Genomic DNA, 6,579 nt, shown 5'->3' with positions numbered 1-6,579 from the left:
CCTCTATTGCCACCGTCGCCTCGCAGATCGCTCCGCAAGACTTGACGCCGTTACGGGCGCCAGGACCACACGCTTTCGCCGTACGCTTCAGCCGCGACCGTCCATCGCAACTGTTACGTCCACCGCAACCCGCCCCTCGTCGTGACGACGGCCGACGCCCTCTGAGTGGGACGGGATAACGCAAACTCGTAGAGATGATTTGCCCGACGGCGAAAGCGAAATATCTTTGATTTATAGAAATTTTCGACTTGACATGATTTCCGTAAATCAGAACTGATTTGCCCGTCGGGTTGTTTTGTCGCACCTCTATGCCGGAGCAGGCGATTGTCGGCGCCAACACCTTTGCGCTCGACTACAACGCCAGGAGCGTGACCAGCACCCGCAGTTCGCCCACTGCAAATCCCGCTTATCTCCTCGTTCAATTGGCCGCTGTGGCCGAATTAGCGCACAACCGTTTAAAGCGGTCGGACCGGTGCCGTCGCGTTGCTGCCGATCCCCCGCATCGATAGGGTCGGAGCCTGAATCGTACGCTATACTTATATTTACTAGGAAATTGCGATGGCGCAGCAACTGCTCAACAGGCGCCATCGCGCGACGTCGGACAGCGCACTAACGGGATCGCTGGCACGGCTCGTTCGCCCAATTGCGATGGGGGCGTTCAGCGCGGCAGCCGCCGTGCTGACCAATGTGGCGCTCACCGACCGAGCCGCTGCACAGACCTGGAATGGCACCGGAGACTGGAGCGTCGCGGCCAACTGGACGCCCGCCAGCGTTCCCGATGCGATCGACGCAACTGCGACGTTCAACGCGGTCAGTCCTTTCACCAGCGTCGGCGTTGGTCTGAACGGTGGTCCGTTCACGGTCGGTACGCTGAACCTCGATAGTTCCATCGCCAACAGCGGCTATGGCTTTCAAGTGGGGACGTTGATCATGCAGGTCAGTGCAGGGTCGGCGGCGATCAATGTTCAGACCAGCAATATCACAGTGGACTTTTTTCCACCACAACACTGCAACTGAATTCCAATACGGTGATCACCACTGCGAGCTCCGCAGCGCATCTAACAGTCGACGGCCTGGTCGCTGGAGCCGGCGCATTGACCATCGCGGGTTCCGGCACCGTTATTCTGAATAATGCCAACACCTTCACCGGCGGCACCACGATCACGTCCGGCACGGTCGAGATCGGGGACGCCGCTGCGCTCGGGACGAACAATGTGCGCTTCGACGCCGGCGCCTTGCGGTCGACTGTCACCGGCTCGCTCACAAACCAGATAACCGTGAACGGCGGCGGAGCTTCACGCATCAGTGCGGCCAATGGCCAGACCTTGACCCTCACGGGCTTCTTTTCCGCGAACGCCGGCGCGGCCGGGATCCAATTCGGCGAGGCAGGCGGCACCGGCACGGTGGTCTGGTCGAACGTTGGCGCCGGATTCGGCGGCGCGCCAGCCTTCACGGTGGATGTTCTGGGCGGCACGTTGCGCGGTACCAGCGGCACGCTCGGTTTCTTCGCGGGTAACGCAACCGCCACGAACATCGCCGCCGGTGCGACGATCGATTTCGCGTCTCCAGGAATTCTCGGTACCTCGCGTGTCGCCAATCTTCAGTCGGCCGGCACCGTGATCATCAGCGGTCCCTCGCTGCTGGCCGGCGGCGGCCAGTCGAGCGGGGCGATCACCGGCGCCGGAGGCCTCACCGTCGCAACGCCGAACACCGTCGGCGGCAGCACGGGTCTGCTCGTCCTCTCCGGCACCAACACCTATGCCGGCGGCACGACGATTCAGACCGGTGCCACCCTGCAGCTCGGCGCCGGCGGCACCACCGGCTCGATCCTCGGCGACGTCGCGAACAGCGGCACGCTCGCCTTCAACCGCTCGGACGCGGTCCAGTTCGACGGCGTTGTCTCAGGTAGCGGCGCGCTGCAGAAGGACGGGGCCGGCGCGCTCAACCTTACCGGCAACAACACCTACACCGGCAACACGACCGTCAACGCAGGCCTGCTTGCGGTGAACGGTTCGATCTCGTCGTCGGCGATGACCACGGTGAACGCCGGCGCAACGCTCGGCGGCAACGGCACCGTCGGCAACACGACGATCAATGGCGGCACGCTCGCGCCGGGCAATTCGATCGGGCTTTTGACCGTGCAGGGCAGCCTCGTGCTTACGGCGGCATCGAGCTATCTGGTCGAGGTCTCGCCGTCCAACGCCGATCGCGTCAACGTCACCGGCGCGGCGACGCTCGGCGGCGCGACGGTGAACGCGAATTTTGCGGCGGGCACTTACGTCGCCAAACAGTACACCATCCTCAACGCGGCGGGCGGCGTGAACGGTACGTTCAGTGGTCCGGTCAACACCAATCTGCCCGGCGGATTCAACTCGAGCCTGAGTTTCGACGCCAACAATGCGTATCTCAACCTCGCGCTCAATTTCGTGCCGCCGCCGGGCACGGGGCTCAATGTCAATCAGCAGAACGTCGGCAACGCCATCGTCAATTTCTTCAACACCACAGGTGGCATTCCGATCGTGTTCGGCGGATTGACACCGTTCGGGCTGACACAGATCTCCGGCGAGACCGCCACCGGTTCGCAGCAGACCACGTTCAATGCGATGAACCAGTTCATGGGGGTGATGACCGATCCGTTCATCGCCGGCCGTGGCAATCCGATCAGCGGCGGTGGCAATCCGAATGCATATGCGGAGGAGAGCCTCGCTTATGCCGCCAAGCGCAAACCGAACGATGCGCTGGCGGCGATCTACACCAAGGCGCCGCTGATCGCGCCGAGTTTCGAACAACGCTGGAGCGTGTGGGCGGCAGGCTTTGGCGGGTCGCAGACGACGGACGGCAATACGGTGCTTGGGTCGAACAACACGCGTAGCAGCCTCGCTGCTGGTGCCGTCGGCGCCGACTATCGCCTCTCGCCGAACACGATAGCCGGTTTTGCATTGGCCGGCGGCGGCACCAATTTCAGCGTCAATGGATTTGGCTCCGGCCGATCCGACCTATTCCAGGCCGGTGCATTCATCCGGCATACTATCGGCCCGGCCTATATCACCGGCGCGCTGGCCTATGGCTGGCAGGATGTCACCACCGATCGCACCGTGACGGTCGCCGGCATCGACCGCCTGCGCGCACAGTTCAACGCCAACGCCTGGTCGGGCCGCGTTGAAGGCGGCTATCGCTTCGTGTCGCACGGTTTTGGCTGGACGCCGTACGCGGCCGGACAGTTCACGACGTTCGAACTGCCAGCTTACGCCGAGCAGGCGATCGTCGGCGCCAACACCTTTGCGCTCGCGTACAACGCCAAGAGTGTCACCAGCACCCGCAGCGAACTCGGCCTGCGCACCGACAAATCATACGCCGTGCAGAACGGCGTCTTCACGCTGCGCGGCCGCGCGGCCTGGGCGCATGACTTCAATCCGGACCGCTCGATCGGCGCCACGTTCCAGACGCTGCCGGGTGCATCCTTCGTCGTCAACGGCGCGCGGCAGGCCGCGGATGCAGCGCTGGTGACCGGCTCGGCCGAGATGAAGTGGATCAACGGCTGGTCGATCGCCGGCTCCTTCGAGGGCGAGTTCTCCAACGTGACCGAAAGCTACGCCGGCAAGGGCGTGGTGCGCTACGCGTGGTGAGGCGGCGGGCAGGGCTGGACATTGCCCTCCGCGCCGGGTTCGCCTAAGTCCATTGGACGCCGCTTACCAATGGCAAACGTTAAGCTTTCCGCTTAAGACTGTCTCAATCCGCAATAATTATTGAGTAGGTGGGTAGCCGCGTTTCCCGTTAAGGGAACGTGGCGTTGCTTCGGCAAATTTTCGACGATTTGGGGATATTAAACCGCATGTGCGGCATTGTCGGCATTCTCGGACGCGCTCCGGTCGCGGAGCAGTTGGTGGATTCGCTCAAACGCCTGGAATATCGCGGCTATGATTCGGCCGGCGTCGCCACGCTGGAAGGCGACCATCTGGCGCGGCGCCGCGCCGAGGGCAAACTGAAAAACCTCGAAAAACGGCTGGAGGCCGAACCGCTCGCCGGCCATACCGGGATCGGGCATACCCGCTGGGCCACCCACGGCCGGCCGACCGAGAACAACGCGCACCCGCACGCGACCGAACGCGTCGCCGTGGTCCATAACGGCATCATCGAGAATTTCCGCGAACTCCGCGAGGCGCTGGAGAAAAAGGGCGCGGTCTTCAAGACCGAAACCGATACCGAGATCGTGCTGCATCTGGTCGACAATCTGCTCGGCCAGGGCATCGGTCCCGTGGAAGCGGTGAAGGCGGCGCTGTCACAGCTGCGCGGCGCGTTCGCGCTCGGCTTCATCTTCGCCGGCGACAATGATTTGATGATCGGCGCCCGCAACGGCCCGCCGCTGGCGATCGGTCACGGCGACGGCGAAATGTATCTGGGGTCGGACGCGATTGCGCTCGGGCCGCTGACCAATACCGTCAGCTATCTCGAGGACGGCGACTGGGTGGTGCTGACGCGCAAGGGCGCCACCATCTACGACAAGGACAATGCGATCGTTCATCGCGACGCGATCAGGCACACGGCGTCGAGTTCGCTGGTCGACAAGGCGAACTACCGCCACTTCATGGCCAAGGAAATCCACGAGCAGCCCGAAGTGGTCGGCCATACGCTGGCGCGTTACGTCGACATGGCAACCGACCGGGTGATGCTGCCGGTGACACTGCCGTTCGATTTCAGGGGTGTGCAACGCATCGCGATCGTCGCCTGCGGCACCGCGAGCTATGCCGGCCATATCGCCAAATACTGGTTCGAGCGGCTCGCCCGCGTGCCGGTCGAGGTCGATGTCGCCTCGGAATTCCGTTACCGCGAGGCGCCGCTGCGCAAGGGCGATCTGGCGATCTTCATCTCGCAATCCGGCGAGACCGCCGACACGCTGGCGGCGCTGCGCTATGCCAAGTCGCAAGGCGTCCACACGCTCTCGGTGGTGAACGTGCCGACCTCGACGATCGCCCGCGAGAGCGAAACCGTGCTGCAGACGCTGGCGGGGCCCGAGATCGGCGTCGCCTCGACCAAGGCGTTCACCTGCCAGCTGATGGTGCTGGCCGCGCTGGCCGTTGCCGCCGGCAAGGCGCGCGGCGAATTGTCCGACGAGGACGAGACCAAGCTGGTCCACGGCCTCGTCGAAGTTCCCCGCCTGATGGCCGAGGCGCTGACGACCGAACTGCAGATCGAAAAGCTGGCGCGCGACATCGCCAAATGCCGCGACGTGCTCTATCTCGGCCGCGGCACCAGCTATCCCCTGGCGCTGGAAGGCGCGCTGAAGCTGAAGGAAATCTCCTACATCCACGCCGAGGGCTATGCCGCCGGCGAGCTCAAGCACGGTCCGATCGCGCTGATCGACGAGAACATGCCGGTCGTGGTGATCGCGCCGCATGACCGGGTGTTCGAAAAGACCGTCTCCAACATGCAGGAGGTCGCCGCCCGCGGTGGCAACATCATCCTGATGACGGACGCCAAGGGGGCTGCGGAGGCGACCATCGAATCCCTGGTCACCATCGTGCTGCCCGACATGGCCGCGACCTTTTCGTCCATGGTCTATGCCGTTCCGGTGCAGCTTTTGGCCTATCATACCGCCGTGGTGATGGGCACCGACGTCGATCAGCCGCGAAATCTGGCCAAATCGGTCACGGTCGAATAGCCGCAGGGGTGTGCTTGCCGGCATCTCGGGCCTTCAAAAACCTGCTAGGATGGCTTAGCTGGAACAAGACCGGCTGCCCCCGCGACCTGGAACCGCAATGAATCCCCAAGATTTGCCACCGTCCACCCCGGCCGAAATCCCGCCGGAAGTCGTCCATACCGGCCTGATGGCCCGTTTCCGCAACTACTTCCTCACCGGCCTGGTGGTCGCCGGACCGATCGCAATTACCTTTTATCTGACCTGGTGGTTCGTCACCTGGGTCGACGGCCTGGTGCGGCCGTTCGTGCCGATTGCCTACCGGCCGGAAACCTACCTGCCGTTCGGCCTGCCGGGTTCCGGGCTGGTCATCGCCGTGGTGGCGCTGACGCTGCTCGGCTTCCTGACCGCCAACCTGATCGGGCGAACGCTGGTCGACCTCGGCGAAAGGCTGCTCGGCCGCATTCCGGCGGTGCGCGCGATCTATCGCGGCGTCAAGCAGGTATTCGAGACCTTGTTCTCGGGGAAGGGATCGAGCTTCCGCCGCGTCGGCCTGGTCGAGTTTCCCTCGCCCGGCATGTGGTCGATCGTGCTGATTTCGCAATCGCCGAGCGTGGAGATTTCCAGTCGCCTTCCCAGCAATGACGAGCACATTTCGGTGTTCCTGCCGTGCGCCCCGAACCCGACCACGGGGTTCTTCTTCTATGTGCCGAGGAGCAAGATCCTCGAAATCGAAATGAGCGCCGAAGACGCCGCGACCCTGATCATGTCCTGCGGCGTGGTGCAGCCGGGCTCCGATCCGCAGAAGAAGATCGCGGCACTGGCTGCGACGGCGCAGGCCGCGCAAGCAGCGCGTGCCGCCAACGCGGTCACGCTGCAGCCAGCGAAGGTGGAGTAGGGCACCGTCTCTCTCCACGTCATTGCGAGGAGCCCTTGCGACGAAG

The 6,579-nt window shown here is 63.8% G+C and carries 4 protein-coding genes; all 4 read left to right on the top strand.

Annotation, left to right across the window (positions count from 1 at the left end):
* Positions 1–558: 558 nt before the first annotated feature.
* The gene (locus tag JQ609_RS20370) at positions 559–1,017 is read left to right on the top strand and encodes a hypothetical protein (protein WP_212274710.1); all 459 of its coding nucleotides are present in this window, start codon (positions 559–561) and stop codon (positions 1,015–1,017) included.
* 77 nt (positions 1,018–1,094) lie between these two features.
* Positions 1,095–3,626 carry an autotransporter domain-containing protein gene (locus JQ609_RS20365; protein WP_249128218.1) on the top strand — a complete coding sequence of 844 codons (2,532 nt, stop codon included), beginning with the start codon at positions 1,095–1,097 and terminating at the stop codon, positions 3,624–3,626.
* A gap of 206 nt (positions 3,627–3,832) precedes the next feature.
* Positions 3,833–5,659, top strand: coding sequence for a glutamine--fructose-6-phosphate transaminase (isomerizing) (glmS, locus tag JQ609_RS20360; RefSeq protein WP_212274709.1), 1,827 nt, complete (start codon positions 3,833–3,835; stop codon positions 5,657–5,659).
* A 97-nt stretch (positions 5,660–5,756) separates the two neighbouring features.
* Entirely contained in the window at positions 5,757–6,533 is a 777-nt protein-coding gene (locus tag JQ609_RS20355) for a DUF502 domain-containing protein (protein WP_212274708.1), read from the top strand.
* Positions 6,534–6,579: the final 46 nt, after the last annotated feature.

The organism is Bradyrhizobium sp. AUGA SZCCT0169, assembly GCF_018130085.1.
Taxonomy (GTDB): domain Bacteria; phylum Pseudomonadota; class Alphaproteobacteria; order Rhizobiales; family Xanthobacteraceae; genus Bradyrhizobium.
The sequence above is the reverse complement of the archived record's forward strand: the minus strand, read 5'-3'. Positions and strand labels throughout refer to the sequence as shown.

Coding starts and splice junctions, on each gene's coding strand:
- JQ609_RS20370 (WP_212274710.1), top strand. CDS start 559: ATGGCGCAGCAACTGCTCAACAGGCGCCATCGCGCGACGTCGGACAGC.
- glmS (WP_212274709.1), top strand. CDS start 3,833: ATGTGCGGCATTGTCGGCATTCTCGGACGCGCTCCGGTCGCGGAGCAG.
- JQ609_RS20355 (WP_212274708.1), top strand. CDS start 5,757: ATGAATCCCCAAGATTTGCCACCGTCCACCCCGGCCGAAATCCCGCCG.